The organism is Parabacteroides provencensis, from assembly GCF_900232875.1.
Lineage (GTDB): Bacteria > Bacteroidota > Bacteroidia > Bacteroidales > Tannerellaceae > Parabacteroides > Parabacteroides chinchillae.
In genome coordinates, this window is the sequence record NZ_LT960491.1 from 153469 (window position 1) to 173734 (window position 20266).

At 41.4% G+C, this 20266-nt stretch carries 15 protein-coding genes and 2 pseudogenes; 10 read left to right on the forward strand and 7 right to left on the reverse strand.

Annotated elements, in window-relative coordinates:
- Nucleotides 1–29: 29 nt before the first annotated feature.
- The 4 genes from CTY47_RS13975 to rpiB all read left to right on the forward strand — a co-directional run bounded on the left by CTY47_RS13975 (nt 30) and on the right by rpiB (nt 5304).
- Complete coding sequence (locus CTY47_RS13975; protein WP_099465398.1) at nt 30–1307, forward strand: MFS transporter; 1278 nt, start codon at nt 30–32, stop codon at nt 1305–1307.
- 121 nt (nt 1308–1428) lie between these two features.
- Nucleotides 1429–2580: a galactokinase gene (gene galK, locus CTY47_RS13980; RefSeq protein WP_099465399.1), complete on the forward strand. Its 1152-nt coding sequence runs from the start codon at nt 1429–1431 to the stop codon at nt 2578–2580.
- A 256-nt stretch (nt 2581–2836) separates the two neighbouring features.
- On the forward strand, nt 2837–4864 hold the full coding sequence (locus CTY47_RS13985) for a transketolase family protein (RefSeq protein ID WP_099465400.1): 2028 nt from the start codon (nt 2837–2839) through the stop codon (nt 4862–4864).
- Nucleotides 4864–5304: a ribose 5-phosphate isomerase B gene (rpiB, locus tag CTY47_RS13990; protein WP_099465401.1), complete on the forward strand. Its 441-nt coding sequence runs from the start codon at nt 4864–4866 to the stop codon at nt 5302–5304. The genes CTY47_RS13985 and rpiB overlap by 1 nt, the downstream gene beginning before the upstream one ends.
- 116 nt (nt 5305–5420) lie before the next feature.
- On the opposite strand, the gene CTY47_RS13995 is transcribed toward rpiB, so the two are convergent.
- From CTY47_RS13995 to CTY47_RS14010, 4 genes are all read right to left on the reverse strand, one after another.
- Nucleotides 5421–6983: a carboxylase gene (locus tag CTY47_RS13995; protein WP_099465402.1), complete on the reverse strand. Its 1563-nt coding sequence runs from the start codon at nt 6981–6983 to the stop codon at nt 5421–5423.
- 167 nt (nt 6984–7150) lie between these two features.
- Entirely contained in the window at nt 7151–7981 is an 831-nt protein-coding gene (locus CTY47_RS14000) for a metallophosphoesterase (protein WP_099465403.1), read from the reverse strand.
- Between the two features lie 33 nt (nt 7982–8014).
- Complete coding sequence (locus CTY47_RS14005; RefSeq protein ID WP_099465404.1) at nt 8015–9592, reverse strand: sulfatase family protein; 1578 nt, start codon at nt 9590–9592, stop codon at nt 8015–8017.
- The gene (locus CTY47_RS14010; protein ID WP_099465405.1) at nt 9589–11019 is read right to left on the reverse strand and encodes a sulfatase family protein; all 1431 of its coding nucleotides are present in this window, start codon (nt 11017–11019) and stop codon (nt 9589–9591) included. The genes CTY47_RS14005 and CTY47_RS14010 overlap by 4 nt, the downstream gene beginning before the upstream one ends.
- 162 nt (nt 11020–11181) lie before the next feature.
- Here CTY47_RS14010 and CTY47_RS14015 point away from each other — a divergent pair, with 162 nt between their 5' ends.
- Together CTY47_RS14015 and CTY47_RS14020 are read left to right on the forward strand one after the other, a co-directional pair.
- Nucleotides 11182–13209 (forward strand): DNA topoisomerase 3, encoded by a 2028-nt coding sequence (locus CTY47_RS14015; protein WP_099465406.1) that lies wholly within the window; start codon nt 11182–11184, stop codon nt 13207–13209.
- Nucleotides 13210–13237: 28 nt separating this feature from the next.
- The gene (locus CTY47_RS14020; RefSeq protein ID WP_099465407.1) at nt 13238–13732 is read left to right on the forward strand and encodes an NUDIX hydrolase; all 495 of its coding nucleotides are present in this window, start codon (nt 13238–13240) and stop codon (nt 13730–13732) included.
- A 104-nt stretch (nt 13733–13836) separates the two neighbouring features.
- Here CTY47_RS14020 and CTY47_RS14025 read toward each other — a convergent pair whose 3' ends face one another.
- Nucleotides 13837–14154 carry a hypothetical protein gene (locus CTY47_RS14025; protein ID WP_099465408.1) on the reverse strand — a complete coding sequence of 106 codons (318 nt, stop codon included), beginning with the start codon at nt 14152–14154 and terminating at the stop codon, nt 13837–13839.
- Between the two features lie 561 nt (nt 14155–14715).
- Here CTY47_RS14025 and CTY47_RS14030 point away from each other — a divergent pair.
- Both CTY47_RS14030 and CTY47_RS14035 read left to right on the forward strand, forming a co-directional pair.
- Entirely contained in the window at nt 14716–15402 is a 687-nt protein-coding gene (locus CTY47_RS14030) for a response regulator transcription factor (RefSeq protein ID WP_099465409.1), read from the forward strand.
- A 12-nt stretch (nt 15403–15414) separates the two neighbouring features.
- On the forward strand, nt 15415–17184 hold the full coding sequence (locus CTY47_RS14035; protein WP_099465410.1) for a sensor histidine kinase: 1770 nt from the start codon (nt 15415–15417) through the stop codon (nt 17182–17184).
- A 2-nt stretch (nt 17185–17186) separates the two neighbouring features.
- Here the strand turns inward: CTY47_RS14035 and CTY47_RS14040 are convergent.
- Nucleotides 17187–17839, reverse strand: a pseudogene (locus tag CTY47_RS14040) (LytR/AlgR family response regulator transcription factor).
- Nucleotides 17836–18385 (reverse strand): annotated as a pseudogene (locus CTY47_RS14045) (histidine kinase); the annotation flags it as partial. The pseudogenes CTY47_RS14040 and CTY47_RS14045, both read right to left, overlap by 4 nt.
- A 144-nt stretch (nt 18386–18529) precedes the next feature.
- Here CTY47_RS14045 and CTY47_RS14050 point away from each other — a divergent pair.
- Both CTY47_RS14050 and CTY47_RS14055 read left to right on the forward strand, forming a co-directional pair.
- Nucleotides 18530–19285, forward strand: a complete 756-nt coding sequence (locus tag CTY47_RS14050; RefSeq protein WP_099465411.1) for a DUF5131 family protein — start codon at nt 18530–18532, stop codon at nt 19283–19285.
- A gap of 182 nt (nt 19286–19467) precedes the next feature.
- On the forward strand, nt 19468–20196 hold the full coding sequence (locus tag CTY47_RS14055; RefSeq protein ID WP_099465412.1) for a nitroreductase family protein: 729 nt from the start codon (nt 19468–19470) through the stop codon (nt 20194–20196).
- Nucleotides 20197–20266: the final 70 nt, after the last annotated feature.

Consider the following 20266-nt stretch of genomic DNA (forward strand, 5'->3'; position numbering starts at 1 on the left):
AATCAATAAATTTAAAAACATTAAAAACAATGGAATCTACCAAACAAAAAAATTACACGTTGCCAATTATCATGATGGTGGCTTTATTTTTCATGATATCATTTGTAACAGGTTTGCAGAACCCGTTTGGCATTATCGTTAAAAATCAATTCGCAGCCAGCAACTTTATGTCTCAGCTGGGTAATGCTGCCAACTTCATTGCCTATGCATTTATGGGTATTCCGGCAGGTTTATTATTGCAGAAAATCGGTTATAAGAAAACTGCATTACTAGCAATTATCGTTGGTTTCTGTGGTGTAGCTATTTCTTATTTGTCTGGTGTAGTTGGTAGTTATACCGTTTACCTGACTGGTGCATTCGTTTCTGGTTTCTCTATGTGTATGTTGAATACTGTAGTAAACCCAATGTTGAATACGCTTGGTGGCGGTGGCAACAAAGGAAACCAATTGATTCAGATTGCAGGTTCTGTAAACTCTATCGGTGCAACTATCGTTCCGGTATTGGTAGGCTATCTGATTGGTGATGCTGCAAGAGCACAGATTAGCAACGCTAACCCGGCCTTATTCCTGGCTATGGGTATTTTCGCCGTTGTATTTATCGTTCTGTTCATTATGGACATACCTGAACCTCACATGGCTATGGCTAAAGAGGCTGCAAAGACTCCTGATAAGCATAGTGCTCTTTCTTTCCGTCACTTTATCATGGGAACAGTTGCTATCTTCCTGTATGTAGGTGTAGAAGTTGGTATTCCTAATTTTATGAATTTGTTTGCTACTTCTCCTGAAATCGGCATCGATACAACAATTGCCGGATCTCTAGTTGGCACTTATTGGTTCCTTATGATGGTTGGTCGTTTATGCGGTGCATCTTTAGGAGCCAAGATTTCAAGTAAAGTCATGCTGACAACGGCTGCAACCGTAGGTATTATCTTTATCTTGATTGCGATCTTCTCTCCAGAAGACACAAAAGTTAGTATGCCGGTATTCTTGTCTGATATTTCATTCGGAATGGTAGAAGTTCCTATCGGAATCATGTTCATGGCTCTTTGCGGTTTATGTACATCAATCATGTGGGGTGGTATTTTCAACCTGGCAGTAGAAGGATTGGGTAAATATACAGCTGCTGCCTCGGGCATCTTTATGGTAATGGTTTGCGGCGGCGGTATTCTGCCATTGGTTCAAGGTGCAGTAGCCGATGCAGCAGGTTTCATTGCCAGCTTCTGGGTAATCATCCTGGGTCTTGCATATATTCTTTACTACGCATTGGTTGGCAGCAAGAATGTAAATAAAGATATTCCTGTAGAATAATACTTCAAAATCAAAATAGACGAAGGTAAGAGATTAGTTAAGATTGTCTGATCGTACAACTTAACTAATCTCTTCCATTTATAAATAAAATTGTTTTTAACCTCATTAAAAGACTAAGATCATGGATATAGAATTTGTAAGAAGCCGTTTTATCAAACATTTCGACGGAACAACAGGATCTGTATACGCTTCACCGGGGCGTATTAACCTGATAGGTGAACATACCGACTACAACGGTGGTTTTGTATTCCCCGGAGCCGTAGATAAGGGCATGGTAGCCGAAATAAAAACCAACGGAACAGATAAAGTATGCGCGTATTCCATTGACCTGAAAGATTATGTAGAATTCGGATTGAATGAAGAAGACGCACCTCGTGCAAGCTGGGCAAGATATATCTTCGGCGTTTGTCGTGAAATCATCAAACGCGGCGGCAAAATCGGCGGATTCAATACAGCTTTTGCCGGCGACGTTCCTCTGGGAGCCGGAATGTCTTCTTCTGCGGCATTAGAAAGCACTTATGCATTTGCTTTAAATGAAATATTCAACTGCGGTCTGGACAAATTCGAATTAGCAAAAATCGGACAAGCTACCGAACACAACTATTGTGGTGTTAATTGTGGCATTATGGATCAATTTGCTTCCGTATTCGGTAAGGCCGGAAGTCTTATCCGTCTGGATTGCCGTTCATTAGAATATCAATATTTCCCATTTAACCCGGAAGGTTATAAATTAGTACTGCTTGATTCAGTAGTTAAACATGAATTGGCTTCTTCTGCATACAATAAGCGTCGTGAATCTTGTGAAAGAGCTGTTGCAGCAATTCAAAAAAATCATCCACACGTAGAGTTTTTGCGTGATGCAACTATGGATTGGCTGAAAGAAGTTAAAAATGAAATATCAGCCGAAGATTACATGCGTGCAGAATATGTAATTGAAGAAATTCAACGTGTACTGGATGTTTGCGATGCTTTGGAAATAGGCGATTACGAAACAGTAGGTAAAAAAATGTACGAAACTCATCATGGTATGAGTAAACTATATGAAGTGAGCTGTGAAGAACTGGACTTCCTGAATGATATTGCCAAGAAATGCGGCGTAACAGGTTCACGTGTCATGGGCGGTGGATTTGGCGGCTGTACCATAAACTTGGTGAAAGAAGACAAATATGATGCATTTATTGAAGAAGCAACAAAAACATATAAAGAAAAATTCGGACGCAATCCGAAAGTATATGATGTTGTGATTAGTGACGGTTCCAGAAAACTGTGCTAAATAAAGTAAGGGGAGACTTTGCAAAGCCTCCCCTTTTCTTCTTAAAAGTTTTTTAAAAGACCTTGTTTATACAAACACTATCCCATTTCTTTCACAGAAAGTTCTACTTTCTTCTTCAAGACCTTGTTTATTATCAGCTCATTTACAAAAAAACAGGATGAAAGAAACCTTTTCCCCGGACGAATTGTTTCACTGATATAATGACTGATACAAAGAGATTAACTATCTTTGCACAAAAAATAATAATTCTCCCAAAATGAATGATATTAAAATATTGAATAGAGCAGCAAACAATATTCGTGTTTTAGCTGCTTCAATGGTGGAAAAAGCAAATTCAGGTCACCCGGGCGGTGCTATGGGTGGTGCTGATTTTATCAACGTACTATTCTCAGAGTTTTTAGTGTACGATCCTAAAAATCCGAGATGGGAAGGCAGAGATCGTTTTTTCCTTGATCCCGGGCACATGTCTCCTATGCTTTACTCTGTTCTGGCACTTACAGGCAAGTACACAATGGACGAACTAAAACAATTCCGCCAATGGGGCAGTATCACTCCGGGACATCCCGAAGTAGACGTAATGCATGGCATAGAAAACACTTCCGGTCCTTTAGGACAAGGACATACATATGCCATAGGTGCAGCCATTGGTGCAAAATTCCTGAAAGCGCGTTTGGGAGAAGTTATGAACCAGACTATTTATGCCTATATTTCTGACGGAGGTATTCAGGAAGAAATATCACAAGGAGCCGGACGCGTTGCCGGAACTCTGGGTCTTGACAACCTGATCATGTTTTACGACTCCAACAACGTACAGCTATCTACCACTGTAGAAGAAGTTACAGCAGAAAACGTAACCATGAAATACGAAGCTTGGGGATGGAAAGTCATTACAATTAATGGTAACGACGCAAATCAAATACGCCAGGCTTTAACAGAAGCAAAAGCCGAATCCAAAAGACCAACCCTAATCATTGGTAATACAATTATGGGAAAAGGTGCTTTAGGAGAAGATCATAGCAGCTACGAAAACAAAGTATCCACACATGGTCAACCCCTATCGGCAGCTGGTGTTTCAATGACGGAAACAATCAAGGCATTAGGAGGTGATCCGGAAAATCCATTCACCATATTCCCTGAAGTAGCCGAATTATATACAAAACGCGCCAAAGAACTGGAAACTATCGTTGCCGAACGTTATGCGGTTCGTGACGCTTGGGCTAAACAGAATCCGGAATTAGCAGCCAAGATGAAAAAATGGTTTTCCGGTACTGCTCCGGAAATAGACTGGGCAGCTATAGAACAAAAGCCGAATCAAGCTACACGTGGAGGCTCTGCAACCGTATTAGGCGTATTGGCTACCCAGGTTGAAAATATGGTAGTTGCTTCTGCCGACCTTTCAAATTCGGATAAGACAGATGGTTTCTTAAAGAAAACACATTCATTCAGAAAAGGTGATTTCAGTGGTGCTTTCTTCCAGGCTGGTGTATCAGAATTAACTATGGCCTGCGTATGCATCGGTATGTCTTTACATGGTGGTATCATTGCCGCATGTGGTACATTCTTTGTATTCTCAGATTACATGAAGCCTGCAATCCGTATGGCCGCATTAATGGAACAACCGGTCAAATTTATCTGGACACATGATGCATTCCGTGTTGGTGAAGATGGCCCTACACATGAACCGGTAGAACAAGAGGCACAGATCCGCCTGATGGAAAAACTGAAAAATCATAAAGGACATAATTCAGTTTTAGTACTTCGTCCAGCCGATGTTGTAGAAACAACTGTTGCATGGAAGATGGCTATGGAAAATATTTATACTCCTACAGCATTAATCCTTTCCAGACAGAATATAAACGATCTGCCAGCCAAAGACAACCGTTACAAAGAAGCATTGCAGGCAGAAAAAGGAGCTTACATTGTAAATGAAGATGCAAATCCTGATGTAGTTTTGGTTGCTTCAGGTTCGGAAGTATCGACACTGGTAGAAGGAGCAGAATTACTTCGTAAAGATGGTATTAAGGTTCGTATCGTATCTGTTCCGTCGGAAGGTTTGTTCCGCAACCAAAGTAAAGAATATCAGGAATCAATCATTCCCGCAGGCAGCAAAGTATTTGGCTTAACTGCCGGTTTGCCGGTTAATCTGGAAGGCCTGGTTGGCGCAAACGGTAAAGTCTGGGGATTAGAATCTTTCGGATTCTCTGCACCGTATAAAGTATTGGATGAAAAATTAGGTTTCACAGGACAAAACGTATATAAGCAAGTAAAAGATTTATTAGCATAATGAAAATGATAGGTTTAGCGTGTGACCATGCAGGTTTTGAATTAAAAGAGTATTTAAAGCAATTGTTCGATAAAAAAGGACTACTTTACAAAGATTTCGGAACTTATTCAACCGAAAGCTGCGATTATCCCGATTTTGCCCATGAACTGGCTCAAGCCGTCGAAAAGGGAGAAGTATATCCGGGTATTGCTATTTGTGGTACAGGAAACGGCATTGCAATGACTCTCAACAAACATCAAAACGTACGTGCAGCGCTCTGTTGGAATGAAAAAATAGCCCGGCTTGCGCGAGCTCATAACGACGCAAACATATTAGTTATGCCCGGCCGTTTTGTCGGCAATGAAGAAGCAGCTAAAATTGTCAATTCTTTTTTTGACGAACCATTTGAAGGCGGACGTCATCAAAGAAGAATAGATAAGATACCTGTTTCAATTATGTAATAAGAAAGATATTTCTTTTAAATATAGAAGTCCCGTCTTAACATTTCAAAAGTCAGCTCAATTGAAATGTTAAGACGGGACTTTTAATTATAAAAGTCAGCTCTTTTAAACCCGTATCATTTATTCATCTTTTGCTTTGTCAAAAACGTACGCGCAACAGTAGGAAATAATTCCAATAAAAGGATTTCCTTTTCATTTTCGGCTAATAATACACCACTCTCCTCTAATACCGGATTTTCCTGCATCACATATGTGGAACCATCATAAGGCATTTCATCGCTGATTCCCGCAATCTTCAGACGGAAAGCCGGATCAACAGGGACAGGAGTCTTTCCGTATTCACCTCTAACCAAAGCTATAAACTGATTGGAAGGATTACTATACATCGGACGCCCGTTTTCTTCATCCAAAGCACAAGACACAGCTTGAGCGCCGATAATCTGGCTTGTAGGAGTAACCAGAGGAGGCAATCCTGCATCCATTCTGACCTGAGGGATCAATGACATTGCCTTTTCCAATAAATCAGACTGTCCCAATTGCTTCAACTGGGCAACCATATTCGTGTACATTCCTCCGGGGATCTGAGCTTTCTTCACCAAGTCATTCGGCTCTGGGAAATCAAAATATTCTTCTATTGCATGGCAATAAAGCAGCAGATCATCTTCTTTATCTTTACGCGCAGCCTCAATAGCATCATTAAAGAAACGATTTATTTCGGCAGGAATTTTATCTTCCAGCGGATCAAAGTGCTTCGGTAACTTCTTTGCCGTATCAAACGCAGATAATTCTTTACGTATTTCAAGCAATTCCGCATTAATCCTGGCAACAGCTTCCATATTCAAATCGAGCTCTATTCCCATCTTCCTGCAAAAAATATAAACCAATTCAACTGCCGGTGCGGCCGGGCCACCTGCAAAATTCCATATATTTGTATCAACGATATCAGCACCATTCACTATTGCCATCAATACAGATGCCAAACCATAACCGGGCGTACAATGTGTATGAAAATCCACAGGGACTTTCAGGTTCTTTTTTAAAAGCCGTATCAGTTCTGCCGTACGCCCCGGAGGAATCAAGCCACTCATATCTTTCAGAGTTATCATATCAGCCCCCAGCGATTCCATTAAAAGAGCTTTATTCAGAAAATACTCATCTGTAAAGATAGGTTTATGCAGAGGATGTCCATGCAAAGCTGCCTTAATACGTTCTACTGCCGAATGGTGGGGATCTATCGTATAACAAACGGCGCAATCCGCTTTTCCACCATACTTTTTAACGTAACGAATAGTAGATTTAATATTGTCTACATCATTCAAAGCATCAAAAATACGCATAATACTTATACCCGACTGAATGGCATTCCGGCAGAAGCCATCTATAATCTCATCCGTATACGGATTATAACCGAATAGGTTGCGACCACGGGAAAGGGCAGTAAGTTTGGATGCGTCTCCTATTATCGCTTTTATTTTTTCCAGGCGTTCCCACGGATTTTCATTTAAATAACGCATTACGGAATCGGGCACTGCCCCACCCCATACTTCCATGGCATAAAAACCAGCATCTTTATAATAAGGAAGAACGCGGTCTATTTGCTTCTGTGACATTCTTGTAGCAAATGCAGACTGCTGACCATCACGAAGAGTTAAATCTCGAATTAATAATTTACGTACCATACCAAACTTATTTAAATCGTTCTATCAGACTGAAGTCTTTACAATATTATAACAAACGCTAAATAAGATTGGCACGGTTTTTCAGGTTAAGAATAAACAAATTTTCTAAACCCACAGAGCAGGAAGAAAATACCGTAAATAGTTTCCTCCATATTTTTATGCAATTACTATAAATTTACTTTTACAGGAATATTATCCAAATCATAGTAATCCGACTCGATACGGTCCGGATAAACCTTTACAATACGGAAACCAACTTTGTCTTCACCTAACGGATAGCACAATGCACTTGAAGTTATCATCTTAAAATTACCTGCAGAACCTTTGGCATTCCGATGCAAATGTCCCGAAAACATAGCATCGACATTGTATTTATTAAACATATCAATATAATTTCCGCGCTTCGTCAATGGAATATTGAAATATTGGTCTGCCTCATCCGGTGTTTCCACAAAAAAAGAATAGTGGCTGAAAAGGATACGATGGTTACACTTCTGCGAGTTTTTCAGGATTCTTTCCATCCACACCAGCTGCGATTGTTCTTCATCTTTCTTGTCGGCGAAGATAACCGGGCTATTCAAGCCGATAAAGCAAGTGTTCTTAACCTGGAAATTAAAACTGTCGTAGCCATATTCATCCAGATAAGCCTGAAAAGCTTTGTCTGAAACATTTACATCAAAATCGTGATTGCCAGGCAATACATACACCGGAATTTCTTTTTTTATCTGCCCCAAGATTCGCCGGAATTCGGAAATCTGTTTTTTATCATTCCAGACATTCACCAAGTCACCTGTAAAAACGATAAATTCCGGATTCAACTTGTTTACAGCCTCCACAGCCTGTTCCATCAACTTCGTTTCTTTTGTGAAAGATTTATTACCATCCAACATCCCGAACTGCGGGTCTGACATCTGAACAAAATAAAATGCATCCGACTGAGCAAATGCCTGATTCATACAAAGAAATACTGTTACTAAAGAAAAAAATAATTTATTCATGAGTATATGATTTAATAATTGTCAACATCACATTTACCAATAACAGGTATTTATAATTTCCTGCATCCGTGGGGTTTCCTGATCCGTATCTTTATATTGTTTGCGCAATTCAAGAAGTTCCCGTTTCATTTCTTTAATTATATCCGCGTATTCAGGATCATTATACATATTATGATCTTCATACGGGTCGGTCTGTAAATCATGAAATTCCCAAACAGGAGCGGTCGGAGCATCTTCCGATCCTGTTGTATTCAAGCGATCGCCATACAGAAACATTAACTTATAACGTTCATTCCTTATTCCCATGTGTGCCGGACGAATGGAATGGTGCATCCAGTAACGATAATACATCTTGTCTCTCCAATCGGCCGGGGTATTACCTTTCAAGTTTGAACGAAAACTACATCCCTGCGAATGATCCGGAGTTTTTATACCTGCGTAATCTGCCAAGAGAGATGCAAAATCCACGTTCAGGATAATATCTTTATTGCGTGTTCCGGCCGGAATTTCTTTCGGATAACGGATGACAAACGGCATGCGCAAAGATTCTTCATACATCATACGTTTATCAAAAAATCCGTGTTCACCCAAAAAATACCCCTGATCGGAGACATATATTACAATTGTGTTCTTTGCCAGGCCTTCTTCATCCAAAGTTTTCAACAAACGGCCTATATTATCATCAATCGTAGCTCCGCAACGAAGATAGTCTTTAATCATTTTCTGGTAAATCTTTTTACGGGAAGCCTCCTTTTCCATACCCTGAACAGAGAAAGGTAGTTCCGGGTAACGACACCACCAGCTATCAGGATCTTTTGAGGCTGTTTCCCATCTCCACGCCAGATTTTCAAGTTGCTGGCCGGGAAATACACGCCCGGATTTTTCTTGCCCGAACTCCATCAGACTAGCCGGCTCCGGAAATACGACATCATCATACAAATGCTTCATGCGTTCCGGAAAATCCCAAGGTTCATGCGTAGCTTTAAAATGGCAACACATCATAAACGGCTTATCTTTCTGCCGGTTCTTTATCCATTCGATCGTGCGGTCTGTAACAATATCCGTAGAAAAGCCCTTTACCACATCACCACGCTTTCCTTCCGAATCATCTACCCAATTATCGGCCGATTTGAATACCGGATCAACATAATCGCCCTGATCGTGAAAAACATAAAAGTAATCAAAACCCGAGGGACGTTTTTTCAGATGCCATTTACCTATAATAGCTGTCTGATAACCTCCGTTTTGCATCTGCCTGGCTATATTATCCGATTCGGGCGACAAGGCATCATCCAGTGAACGTACTCCATTCACATGGCTATAAGCCCCTGTTAGAATTGTTGCACGGCTAGGTACCGATATTGAGTTGGTGCAAAAACAATTATCCAGCACACAACCTTCGGCGGCCAGACGGCGAATATTTTCGTTCTTTACATAATCGGCCAATACGCCGCCATAAATTCCCCACGATTGCGATGTGTGGTCGTCCGAAAGGATAAACAGAATATTCGGACGATCATCTGTCTTTGCCTTATCTGTAGCCAACAATAACTGGCAGCTACCCGAAAGGTAGCAAACAGTTAATCCCAATGTCAATATAGAAGGTTTCATAAATCGTGTCTTGCCTTACCGGTTATTAATCCTGGTTCTCTTTTCTCTGTCCCTTTTACGCGCGTGAGGTTATCACCCAATTCCCGGCGCATTTTATCTGCAATCTTCATCAGACTGGCTGCTTCTTCAGGGTATTGGGTAATCACATCATAGCGCTCTCCCGGGTCACGGCGAAGGTCATACATCTCAGCTTTTTGCAATTCAAGATTTGTCAATTTGCCCGGCTGCCCATCATTACCCGGCACATAAGCCCCGTATGTAACATATTTATGAGGAAACACAATCTTAAACATACCGTCTGTTACGGCCTCCAAGTCATTCTTGTTGTAATAATAAACGAATGATTCGCGAGGATTGGCCTCCGTTTTCCCTTCTATAAGCGACAAAATGCTTACACCATCAATCTTGCGTGCAGGGAGCGGAGCACCGCTTATTTCTGCAAAAGTGGGGAAAAGATCTATGTTTGAAGAAAGCTTATTGCAGATAGTCCCCGGTTGCGTATGTCCTTTCCAGTACATGATACAAGGAATACGGTTGCCTCCGTCAAACGTAGTAGCTTTTGCTTCTCTCAGCCCTCCTGTCGAACCGGCGTGATTGCCATAGTTTGCCCAAGGGCCGTTATCTGAAGTTAATATAACCAGCGTATTGTCTTCTAGCCCAAGTTCGCGTATTGTCTTCATCACCTCTCCCACGCTCCAGTCTATCTCCATCATCACATCCCCATACAATCCCTGTTGGCTTTTACCTTTGAATTTATCCGATACTGCCAAAGGGACATGAGGCATGGAATGTGCCAGGTACAAAAAGAAAGGCTTGTTTTTATTCTTCTTTATAAAGTTAACCGACCGGGTGGTATAATCGGTGGTAAACCGGCTTTGGTCAGTATTATACCCTATCACTTTATTTCCATCGTATGTAGGCAAATCGGGAAAATTGAATATCTCGCCTTGTTGCGGGTGGAATGGCCACATATCGTTAGAATACGGAAGCCCGTAGTATTCGTCAAAGCCATTTTGCAAAGGGAGAAATTGTTCCTGGCTTCCCAAATGCCATTTGCCAAATACAGCCGTGCTATATCCTTTTTGTTTCAACAACTCTCCCATTGTCATCTCGTCCTGATGAATACCATAATTGGAATCGGGGCCGGGAGCACCGGCAAAACCTATACGGTTGGGATAACATCCTGTCATCAAACCGGCTCTCGAAGCACCGCTGATAGGTTGCCCTGCCAAAAAGTGCGTGAAACGAATCCCCTGGGCGGCCATCCGGTCTATATTAGGAGTACTATAGCCATAAGCACCATTGAAAGAGAAATCGCCATAGCCTGCATCATCCAGGTTTATAAGTATGATATTTGTATAATTTGAAGCTACTGCCGACAAGGAATAAGCGGATGCAGCAACTAATACTATTAGTTTGTTGTTCATGATATATATTTTACATCATACAAAACTAAACCAAATTATGAGAAAGACCAAAAGAAGGCAATTAAAATCATCCCGATGTTTTTTGTAAATCTTCCCGATGATTTGAAAAAATGATCGGGATGATATACCTTTGCCTCACAATTCAGAAAAGGAACGGAGCTGATGAAAGTATGTATTGCCGAAAAGCCCAGTGTGGCTCGCGAAATTGCCGAAGTCCTCGGTGCAACCCAACGAATGAACGGGTATATCGAAGGTAACGGTTATCAGGTAACCTGGACATTCGGCCATTTGTGTACCCTTAAGGAACCGCACGAATACACTGACAACTGGAAACGGTGGAGCCTCGGTTCCCTCCCGATGATACCTCCCCGCTTTGGCATCAAGCTGATAAATAATCCTACTTATGAACAACAATTCAAGACAATAGAAGGCCTGATGCAGAATGCCGAAATGGTAATAAACTGTGGTGATGCCGGACAAGAAGGGGAACTTATCCAGCGTTGGGTAATGCAAAAAGCCGGCTGCAAATGCCCGGTTTACCGTTTGTGGATTTCATCATTGACAGAAGAAGCCATTCGTGAAGGTTTCCGGGGATTAAAGGAACAAACAGATTTCAACAAACTATACGAAGCCGGATTATCCCGGGCTATAGGAGACTGGCTGCTAGGCATGAATGCCACCCGTTTATACACGTTGCGTTACGGCCAGAACAAACAGGTACTCTCCATCGGGCGCGTACAAACACCCACACTGGCACTCATAGTCAACCGGCAGGCAGAAATAGAGAACTTCAAACCGGAACCCTATTGGGAGCTGAAGACCGTTTACCGGAATACCACCTTTTCTGCAACCAAAGGAAAATTCACAAAGAAAGAAGAAGGAGAAGCATTCCTCGAGATTGTACAACAAGAAGACTTTACCGTCACAAATGCATCCGAAAAGAAAGGAAAAGAATATGCTCCCCGGTTGTTCGACCTAACATCTTTGCAGGTAGAATGCAACAAGAAATTTGCTTTTACGGCCGACGAGACATTAAAGCTGATACAATCATTATACGAAAAGAAGGTAACCACCTATCCCCGTGTAGATACAACTTTCCTGAGTGAAGACATCTATCCCAAAGTGCCCAATACGCTTAAAGGGCTGGCCGATTATGCAGAACTGACAGCCCCTGTGCTCTCAGCCAAGATTCCGAAAAGTAAAAAAGTATTCGACAATACCAAAGTTACCGACCACCATGCCATAATCCCGACAGGCGTACAGGCAAGAAACCTGACAGATAATGAACGAAAAGTATACGATTTGGTAATACGCCGTTTCATTGCCGCTTTTTATCCGGATTGTGACATCTCAACAACTACCGTATTAGGAAAAGTAGGAAAAGTAGAGTTCAAGGTAACCGGAAAGCAAATACTAAAACCCGGATGGCGCGTAGTATTCGGTGCCGAGCAAAAAGACCCGGATGCGGAACCGTCAGAAGAAGAAGGCGTACTTCCCGAATTTAAAGTTGGCGAAAGCGGCCCTCATAAGCCAACTTTAGGAGAGAAATGGACACAGCCACCCAAACCATATACGGAAGCAACCCTGCTGCGTGCTATGGAAACAGCAGGTAAACTGGTAGATAACGATGAATTGCGCGATGCCCTGAAAGAAAACGGCATTGGTCGTCCTTCTACCCGTGCGGCTATTATTGAGACGCTGTTCAAACGCAATTATATACGGAAAGAACGGAAGAACTTATTTCCTACGGCAACGGGTGTAGAACTGATAGGCACCATAAACGAAGAACTTCTGAAAAGCGCCGAGCTTACCGGGCTTTGGGAAAAGAAACTTCGCCTGATTGAAAAAGGCACCTACGAAGCACGCACTTTTCTGGAAGAACTAAAGCAACTTGTCGGACAAATTGTCAACAACGTCCTCTCCGATCAAAGCAACCGTACTATCACTATCGAGCAAGTACCGGTTGAAGAAGAAAAAAAAGAAAAGGGCAAAGAAAGGAAACCTCGGAAACCCCGTACAAAGAAACCCGTCTGCCCCATCTGCAAAAAAGGCTCCATCCTACGTGGAAAAACGGCCTATGGTTGTTCAGAATATAAGAACGGCTGCACCTTCCGTCTGGATTACACAACATATGGTGAAGGATTATCGGATGAAGAATTGGCAGAAGTTATAAAGGGGCTTGGGAAATAACAACTTTTGTATCACAAATTATACAGGAATGAAAACAGAATGGTTCCCACTTGTAAACGAAACAGGTGAAACAATAGGAAAAGCAACCCGGCAGGAGTGCCACAGCGGAAGCAAACAATTACATCCGGTCATCCACCTCCATATATTTAACGACAATGGAGATTTATACTTGCAGAAACGCTCCATGGCAAAAGATATCCAGCCGGGCAAATGGGACACTGCAGTGGGCGGGCATATCGATTACGGAGAAACGGTTGAAGAAGCCTTGCGCCGTGAAGTGCGTGAAGAATTAGGCATAATAGAGTTCACTCCGGAATTCATTACCAGCTATGTATTCGAATCTGCGATAGAAAAAGAACTGGTGAATACCTTCCGCACAACATACAACGGAATAATTACTCCTGATAAGGAAGAATTAGACGGTGGCCGTTTCTGGCCGTTGGAAGAGATAAAAGCCAATTTAGGAAAACAGGTTTTCACACCGAACTTCGAAAAAGAATTCAGTAAACTGTTCCTTACATAATTAACAATGATTTTTTGAAAAAAAGATCAGATGACCCTGCGATATTGAACAAGACATCATAAAACAATCGCCTAGAATATTACTGCTCTAGGCGATTGTCTCATTTATTTTTTACCACGGAACGCTTTTTTTAAGATTTCTGTATAATTCTCCTTAACATATTTGCTTACATTTTTAAGTTCATCAAGATCATGATTTCCAGGTTCTTTATAACCTGTTACTACATATCCTGGTCCACTTGTAGACGGGTCTGTACGAAAAAAATAATGAGCTTCATCTTTTCCATTAGGCTTCTCCAATGTAACATGTTTTTTCTCTTGATGTAGTGTAAAGTGATAATTTCTACCATCCATTGTGAATTTCGGACATTTTCCAGGCGTAACTAAAACGCCACCTATTGGAATTTTTTCTTCTGCTGCCATAATATTAAATACTAATTTTCCTACTCTATCTAAGGTTTTTCGGAACTCACCTATAAATTAACTATCTCTGTAAGCTTACAGGAACAAAGATATAGGTAGTATAAAGGAAAAGATATTATAATGTTTGAGGTTGGGAATTTAGTTTACGAGGTTAAGAAACTTGGCTTTAAAGTAATAAAATGACAAGAGCTTCATAGTAACTTCTAAATGGCTATTTTTTTCTTTTCATGAGCAATCTAGTTACATACCCAATACCAAGCAGTAAGCCACCTGATAATACTCCAATAGCCCAACCGCCAACATCCCGTATGACACACGCATCCGGCAGCTAATGAAAACATTTGTAAAACACAAAGTAAAATATTAGAAAACTGATAATATTCCGTATTTTTGCGCCACTTACGCCGTTTACAGTAATCAACTATATTTCAATCATTTGTGAAAACAGACTTTGAAAATAATGTCTATCTTCACATAATTGTAATATATATTTCACTTAGCCGAAATAAGAAACATCGTCCTTTGTCAAAAAGAATTATATTTGTAAAAAGAATAAAGAGTATGGCAACAACCCGGATCCTTGTAGTAGATGATGAAGAAGATTTATGTGAAATCCTCAAGTTTAATCTTGAAACAGAAGGTTATGAAGTAGATACTGCTTTCAGTGCCGAAGAGGCTTTAAAGATGGATTTATCCGTTTACCAGTTACTACTGCTTGATGTAATGATGGGAGAAATATCCGGCTTCAAACTGGCAAGCATATTACGTAAAAATGAAAGCACAGCAAACATTCCCATTATCTTCCTAACTGCCAAAGATACGGAAAACGACATGCTTACCGGATTTAACCTGGGAGCCGACGATTACATATCCAAACCATTCTCTATCCGCCAGGTTACAGCACGTGTCAAAGCCGTATTAAGGCGGACAGCAGATAAAGAGCAAACCAAAGAAAGCGACCTTTTGGTTTACGGAACATTGGTTATGGACACCAAACGCATTAAAGCTACCGTGGATGGCGTAGAAGTAGCTCTTACCAAAAAGGAATTCGAGATACTAAAGCTACTGTTAGAAAATAAAGGGAATGTCTTTTCAAGAGAAGAAATTCTGTCGCGTATCTGGAAAGACGAAGTGTATGTGTTAGACCGTACTATAGACGTTAACATTACGCGTCTGAGAAAGAAGATAGGCATATATGGAAAGAATATCGTAACCCGCTTAGGTTTCGGTTACTGTTTCGAATTTTAACAGAAGGCAAATATGGTCAAGATTGAAGAAGAAAAAAGAAACCGGGTCCCATTTAGCCAACGGCTGTTCTGGTCTATTTTCTCTATGTTCCTGGGGTTCTCTGTTTGCTTCCTATTGTTCCAATATCAGCGGGAACGTGAATTTGCACAGGAGAAGCTGAATAATGTGTTAAGCAATTACAACTACCAATTATTTCGCAAAAACCAGCAAGCTGATAATATCAATCTTGCTGTCAGACAATTCATTGAAGATATTCCCCATAAAGAGCTCCGGGTAACCGTTATCGACCCTTCCGGCAAAGTACTGTTTGACAACAGCGGAACAGAAGAATTCAGCAACCATAACGATCGCAGCGAAGTACGCAAAGCCCGTTTATACAACGAAGGATTTGCCATCCGTTCGTCGCGTTCTACCGGTAAACGTTATTTCTATTCGGCCAACAATATAGGCGGATATATTTTCCGTACCGCCCTGCCTTACGATCCATACGTAAAAGGAATCCTTTCCATCAATAAAGACTTTATCTACTTTGCAGTCTTAATGATATTGATCTTCTTCTTTGTCCTTTCACGTTTCACATTCAATATTGGCCGGACTATTTCAAAACTACGCGACTTTGCTTTAAACATCCAAAAAGGGCAGATACCCGAAACAGACTATACTTTTCCGAATGACGAATTAGGTGACATTTCACAAAATATCGTTACACTTTATCATCGCCAGCAGAAGGCCAAAGACGAGCTTTCGATGGAACGGGATAAGATTATCAAGCATTTCCAATACTCCAAGGAAGGTTTTGCCATGTTCACTGCCGATGGAAAGGAAATACTGTCCAATATCCTTTTTATCCAATTCCTGAACATCATATCCGATACACAGATACACCAGGCAGAAGATGTCCTGGATATTCCGGAAATGGAGCCAATCCGCACTTTCCTTACCAAGACAATCAACCTGCAAAACCGAAAAAATAAAGTACTCCGCCAATCTGTTACCGTCGACAAAAACGGAAAAATATTTCTAATTGAATGCATCCTGTTCCTCGATAACAGTTACGAATTATCTGTTAACGATATTTCGCGACAGGAAGAAGAAAGCCGTATGAAACGCCAGCTAACACAAAACGTAGCGCACGAACTGAAAACACCGGTCAGCAGCATTCAAGGATATTTGGAAACTATTATAAGCAATCCGGATTTAATGCCCGACAAACGCCAATTCTTTTTGGAACGTTGTTATTCACAAAGTACCCGGCTAACCGGATTACTCCGCGATATATCCGTATTAAACCGTTTGGATGAAGCTGCAGGTATGTTTGACTTATCGGAAGTAAATATACCCAAATTAATAGCGGAAATACAGAAAGAATGCTCCAAAGAAATGGAAGAAAAGAAAATTACAGCCGAAGCCATCTTACCGGATAATCCAACCATATACGGCAACTATTCACTGCTTTATTCCATATTCCGCAATCTGTACGATAATGCAATCGCTTATGCCGGTGAAGAAGTTCATATTACAGTAAACTGCTATAAGGAAGATCCTAAGTATTATTACTTCAGTTTCTCCGACAATGGCACCGGCATAGCTGAAGAACATATCAACCGTATTTTCGAACGTTTTTACCGGGTAGACAAAGGGCGAAGCCGTAAAGTAGGCGGAACCGGACTAGGCTTATCCATTGTAAAGAATGGCGTCAACTTCCATAAAGGGCAAATCTCGGCCAAAAGCAGCCTGGGAAAAGGTGTCACATTTTTCTTTACACTCAAGAAAAAAATATAATATCAGGAAGTAAACCATTCCTTAAACTCCGAAACGCGGGCTTTGCTTACCAGTATCTTTTCGGGAGCAGGCACTTTCAGATTGACAGACAAACGGCTGTTAAACCATAGGTCTATATCTTTTACAGCCATGCGGGAAATAATAAATTGCCTGTTTACGCGGAAAAACCGTAGAGGATTAAGACATTCACCCAATTCATCCAATGTTTGTGCAAAAGCAGAAAATGTGTACGGTAGCTCTCTTCTTTTCTTAATGCCCGGATAAGGCTATTGTAATCCGTTTCCTTTGTATTGGGTTCTGCATGCAACCTGTCAAATTTTTCCAAAGCCTTGCGGATATCATTCTCGTCGATCGGTTTCAGCAAATAATCGATACTGTTCACCTTAAAAGCACGGAGAGCATATTCATCATAAGCCGTGGTGAATATGACCGGGCAAGTTATTTCCACATGTTCAAAGATTTCAAAAGCCGAACCGTCCGCCAGATGAATATCCATAAACACAAGCTCTGGAAACGGATGGGTACGAAACCAGTCGATACTCTCAACAATACTGTCCAATGTGGCTATAATTTCGGTTTGCGGGGCAATCTCCAACAATAAAACCATCAGGTTGCGTACGGCTGCTTTTTCGTCTTCTATAATAATTGCTTTCATATCAATGGTATGATTACACTAAATATATGATTTTCTTCCTTAATCCCAATATCCTCTTTAAACAGGAGTTTGTATCGTTTAGCCAGATTCACCAGTCCGATACCCATACCGGCACTGACCGTCAGTTTAGGTTGCAACAAATTTGAGACTTCCAACCTGTCTCCTTCCGCTTTAATACGGATCGTAAGTGGATGGCGGTTGCTTATTTCATTATGCTTAACCGCATTTTCTATTAACAACTGAACCGACATGGGAGGCAACCGGCGCATTTCGCTTCCGGCATCCACTGCTATATCAAACACTAAATTATCTTCATATAGCACCCGGGAAAGTTCTTGTATATAATCTTGCGCCCTGCCGGGTGCTTCGCGAACCAACGACCGCAACGTATTCAGTGAGTTGAACAGCATGTGCGGATTCAAGATGTACCATGGCATCTATAGCCGGAATATCAAATTGATGATGCAATAATACAAATCCCTTGCCCAGCATATTATTGGCAACCCATATCAACACGAAACAAGCTACTATCTTCTGCCAAGTGATACACGCACAAGCACAGCAATACATTCATCATTGTACACAGATGAAACTTGAATTATAATAATAGATTTGCTATTTTTGCAAAGGTTCGATAGAAAAGCACAAAAACTCGCACCTAACCAAATTTAAGAAAAACAACCAACTGCTATGCCCACCAATGGTATCGTCAAGAAATCCGCTCTTTGGAACCCGTGGCACGGCTGTCACAAGTTAAGTGAAGGCTGCAAATATTGTTATGTCTACCGTGGCGATGCCAAACGGGATGTGGACAGTTCTATAGTAACACAAACCAAAAGTTTTGACGTACCCATCCGCCGGAAGCGTAATGGAGAATATAAAATCCCGCCCGGAACACTGGTTTATACCTGTTTTACTTCTGATTTCTTTGTAGAAGATGCCGACCCGTGGCGTCACAACGCATGGGAAATGATACGGCAACGAAGCGACCTGCATTTTATGATGATTACAAAGCGGATCGACCGCCTCGCCCAATGTTTGCCCTTGGATTGGGGCGATGGATATGATAATGTAACTATCTGCTGCACCGTAGAAAATCAATCCCGTGCCGATTATCGCCTGCCGATTTACCGCACTTCCCCTATCAAACATAAAGTTATCATTTGCGAACCGCTGCTGGAGCGGATAAACCTTGCCCCATTCCAGATCGGCGAATGGGTAGAACAGGTTGTCGCAGGTGGCGAATCAGGCTACGATGTCCGTCCCTGCAACTTCGACTGGGTGATGGAGCTTCATGATATATGTGCAAAGGCAGGTATCTCGTTCTGGTTTAAGCAAACCGGAGCGAAATTCATCAAGGATGGTAAACTCTATCTCATCAAACGCCCTTTTCAGCATTCTCAGGCAAGGAAAGCAGGGATAAATATCGATCCACTTCAGAAATAACCACAAATCCAGAAATGCTACACAACTAAAAAAGAAGGTACTAGTTATCTTAGCAATCAAAATTAGAGGTTCACCTCATATTATGTTAAAAGTTGAGTTGATTAAGATACAATCAACTTGCAGGAGTGTTCTAATTCTATATAACTATAAAGCAAAAGTTATTTAATCAAACTAGTAAAAATATGAATTTAGACGAAATTCTCCATTACCGGCGCTCTGTCCGGGCGTATGATAAAGAAAAGCCCGTAGACACGGAAAGAGTAAAACATTGCTTGGAATTGGCAACATTGGCGCCCAACAGTTCGAATATGCAGTTGTGGGAGTTTTACCACATCACTCAACCAGAACTGTTGGCTAAAGTTTCGCATGCCTGCCTCGACCAGAAAGCAACTTCTACCGCCTCACAAATAGTTGTGTTTATTGTCCGGCGCGATTTATTCCGCAAACGGGCAAAATTCGTTCTCGACTTTGAGCGGGAAAACATTCAGCGCAATAGCCCAGGTGAACGTCAGGCCAAACGCGTCAAAGACCGGGAATTATACTATGGAATATTGATGCCATTTATATATGCCCGGTTCTTTGGCCTTTTGGGGCTGTTCAGAAAACTACTGGCAAACCTCATCAGCATTTTCCGTCCGATGATGCTTGAAGTTTCCGAGAATGACATACGCGTGGTTGCCCATAAATCCTGTGCACTCGCAGCCCAGACATTTATGATTGCAATGGCAAACGAAGGATATGACACCTGCCCCTTAGAAGGCCTGGACAGCCGCCGGCTCAAAAGAGTACTGAAATTACCTCACGGCGCAGAAATAAACATGGTTATCTCCTGCGGAATACGTGACGGAAATAAAGGAATATGGGGAGACCGATGCAGAGTACCGTTTGGTGAAGTTTATCATAAGATTTAAATCAACCAAACAATCATCGAACATCTTCATGGCGAGATTGGCGTGGAATCCGAGTTGGGTAAAGGAAGTA

Excerpts from the sequence above, each read along its gene's own strand:
- CTY47_RS14020 (WP_099465407.1), top strand. The coding sequence starts at position 13,238 with ATGAAAACAGAATGGTTCCCACTTGTAAACGAAACAGGTGAAACAATA.
- CTY47_RS13985 (WP_099465400.1), top strand. The coding sequence starts at position 2,837 with ATGAATGATATTAAAATATTGAATAGAGCAGCAAACAATATTCGTGTT.
- CTY47_RS14025 (WP_099465408.1), bottom strand. The coding sequence starts at position 14,154 with ATGGCAGCAGAAGAAAAAATTCCAATAGGTGGCGTTTTAGTTACGCCT.
- CTY47_RS14005 (WP_099465404.1), bottom strand. The coding sequence starts at position 9,592 with ATGAAACCTTCTATATTGACATTGGGATTAACTGTTTGCTACCTTTCG.
- CTY47_RS13995 (WP_099465402.1), bottom strand. The coding sequence starts at position 6,983 with ATGGTACGTAAATTATTAATTCGAGATTTAACTCTTCGTGATGGTCAG.
- rpiB (WP_099465401.1), top strand. The coding sequence starts at position 4,864 with ATGAAAATGATAGGTTTAGCGTGTGACCATGCAGGTTTTGAATTAAAA.
- CTY47_RS14030 (WP_099465409.1), top strand. The coding sequence starts at position 14,716 with ATGGCAACAACCCGGATCCTTGTAGTAGATGATGAAGAAGATTTATGT.
- CTY47_RS14035 (WP_099465410.1), top strand. The coding sequence starts at position 15,415 with ATGGTCAAGATTGAAGAAGAAAAAAGAAACCGGGTCCCATTTAGCCAA.
- CTY47_RS14055 (WP_099465412.1), top strand. The coding sequence starts at position 19,468 with ATGAATTTAGACGAAATTCTCCATTACCGGCGCTCTGTCCGGGCGTAT.
- CTY47_RS14015 (WP_099465406.1), top strand. The coding sequence starts at position 11,182 with ATGAAAGTATGTATTGCCGAAAAGCCCAGTGTGGCTCGCGAAATTGCC.
- CTY47_RS14050 (WP_099465411.1), top strand. The coding sequence starts at position 18,530 with ATGCCCACCAATGGTATCGTCAAGAAATCCGCTCTTTGGAACCCGTGG.
- CTY47_RS14000 (WP_099465403.1), bottom strand. The coding sequence starts at position 7,981 with ATGAATAAATTATTTTTTTCTTTAGTAACAGTATTTCTTTGTATGAAT.
- CTY47_RS13975 (WP_099465398.1), top strand. The coding sequence starts at position 30 with ATGGAATCTACCAAACAAAAAAATTACACGTTGCCAATTATCATGATG.
- galK (WP_099465399.1), top strand. The coding sequence starts at position 1,429 with ATGGATATAGAATTTGTAAGAAGCCGTTTTATCAAACATTTCGACGGA.
- CTY47_RS14010 (WP_099465405.1), bottom strand. The coding sequence starts at position 11,019 with ATGAACAACAAACTAATAGTATTAGTTGCTGCATCCGCTTATTCCTTG.